The following is a 2,133-nucleotide window of genomic DNA, read 5'->3' as shown; positions in this document are numbered from 1 at the left end:
CACCTGCCCGTCTCGGACCTTCACGTGGATGGCGTCGATGAACACCGCCGCGTAGATCGAGTCCAGGGGCCGGTCGGACCAGTCGTCCATCTCCGCGACGACCTTGTCGGTGATGGTTGAGATCGTGTCCTTGGACACCGAGGTGCCGTAGATATCGGCGAAATGCGAGGCGATCTCGCCGGTGGTGAGCCCTTTCGCATACAGCGACAGCACGATCTCGTCGACACCATTCAGGCGCCGCTGCCGCTTTTTCACGATCTGCGGGGTGAACGTGCCTGAGCGATCCCGCGGGACCGCGATCTCCACATCGCCGACCGCGTCCGAGATCACCGTCTTGACCCGTGTCCCATTCCGGACATTATCCGATTCCCGCTCGGCGTCGGCCTGATATTTCTCATGGCCGAGATGCTCGGTGATTTCCTCGTTCAAGGCGGTTTCCAGCACGTTTTGGTGAACATCTTCAACAGTCCGCCCGGGCCGGTCAGGTCCAGTCCTTGCTCGCGAGCCTGGGCGATCATCTCCGCCGCTGCGGCCTGCTCCGGCGACAGCTGTCGCCCTGAATTCTTCTCACTTCCTGGTGTACTCACAGCATCGGATGCCATCAGTCACGGCGCCCTTCACACCGGACCTTCGTCCGGCGCGTCAGGCCGGAAACACCGTTCGACCGAGACTCCCTGTGGTTTCGAGCGGGAGCAGTGCGCAGGGCGCGGCGGGGGCGAGTGCGTGCTGGGTGTTGGTGTCGAGGCCGAGCCAGTTCCAGTGGAAGATCACGTGGTGGGCGAGGATGTGGCGGACTCCCCTGTGCACCTTGGATTCTCGTGCTGCGCGGGCGAGGTCACGTCCAGCTTCGTGGAAGGCGTGTGCCCAGTCGTGGGCTGCGTGGAGCGAGCCTTCGGGGGCGAAGAGCGGCCCGGTGGGGCGAGCGTCGTAGGTCAGCAGTGTGCGTAGCTGCTGGGTCAAGTCGGTGTGGTGTCCGGTGTCGGTACTGGGGTGTTGCGGGTGCGGACGCAGGTAGGTGACGCGGTGCCAGATGTCGGCGGCCTCGAACTGCTCTTGTCCCGCGGCGCGGAAGAGCTGGGTGCACAACAGCATCGAGAGCTCGACGCGGCCGAGCGGCACGTGGCGGGTGTGAAGGTGAGCGAGGAGGTTGGCGCTGTCGGCGCTGAAAAGGGTGTGTGCGATGCGGATTCCGCTGGGGCCTCCGAATGCGAGGGCTTCGGGTTCGTAGTGGCTCGGGCGCCAGCTGGCGAGGTGACCTTGCTGGACGAGTCGGTCGAGCTCGGCGGCGGCGCGGGTGCGTAGAGCATCGTGGTCGGTGTCGGGTTGCAGGCGAAGGCGCCAGCTCGGTGCTTTTCGGATGAACCACCATTGCCGGAGGAGTCCGGTCCGGCACCAAGCGTTCAGGAGTGGTGCGAGGGCTGAGGCTGCGATGAGTTCGGCTTGCTCCCATGCGCTGAATTCGAGATGTGCTTGCCACCAGGTCGTGTCTGCCGTGCGGTCATACACGGCGGCGCGCCCAGCCCGGTCGTACGTGTCGAGTGCGTCAGCGAGCTCGCCGACGTCGAGGTTGTGGGCTGCGGCGGCTTCGGGGAGGGTTTCGCCTGCCATCACGCTGCGGACGGCCGTCGCGATGAGTTCGGCGGGCGCTGCCGAGGTGTTCAGCTGATTAAGAGGCATTGGTCCCATCCGGATATCGGGACGCCCGTCGTGACGGCGTGAAGGGCGAGGGCGACGCCGGTCGCGCCGTCGAGCAAGCCGAGTTCGGGAGGCGGAGTGGCTTCGGCGTGTTGGACGAGTTGCTGTGCGAGTGAAGGCAGAAGTGCGGCGAGGCCCGGGGTGGCTGCATCGTGGGCGGTTCGCGCTGCCGTGAGGTACAGCCCGGCCCATCCGTGACATAGCCCCATGTCGCTGACCAGCTCGGTTTGGCTGGCGTCGTTCAGGCAGGCCAGCAGTGCTTCCTCAGCGGCGTGTTGCCGAGTGGTATCGCCGGTGGCGAGTCCTGCGAGTTGTTGTGCTCGGGCGATCCCTGGGGTGCCGTAGCACCACGATGGCCGTCCCGGCTGGTGGCTGGTGAGGCACCCGCGGGCGTAGTCGTGGTGGTCGATCCAATACGGCCACCAGGGTCCGGCGTTG

Annotated in this window: 2 protein-coding genes and 1 pseudogene; all 3 read right to left on the bottom strand. The window is 66.0% G+C overall.

What is annotated here, in order from left to right; translation table 11 throughout:
* Nucleotides 1–602: pseudogene (locus IJH84_RS20485) on the bottom strand (transposase); the annotation flags it as partial.
* Nucleotides 603–642: 40 nt separating this feature from the next.
* Nucleotides 643–1,677 (bottom strand): thiopeptide-type bacteriocin biosynthesis protein, encoded by a 1,035-nt coding sequence (locus IJH84_RS20480; protein WP_295147719.1) that lies wholly within the window; start codon nt 1,675–1,677, stop codon nt 643–645.
* A partial coding sequence (locus tag IJH84_RS20475) for a lanthionine synthetase LanC family protein (RefSeq protein WP_295147712.1) occupies nt 1,659–2,133 on the bottom strand: 475 nt, incomplete at its 5' end. The genes IJH84_RS20475 and IJH84_RS20480, both read right to left, overlap by 19 nt.

This window comes from Saccharopolyspora sp., from assembly GCF_017434145.1.
Classification (GTDB): domain Bacteria; phylum Actinomycetota; class Actinomycetes; order Mycobacteriales; family Pseudonocardiaceae; genus Saccharopolyspora_C; species Saccharopolyspora_C galaxeae.
Note: the sequence above shows the minus strand (reverse complement) of the source record. Positions and strands in the feature narration are given on the sequence as shown.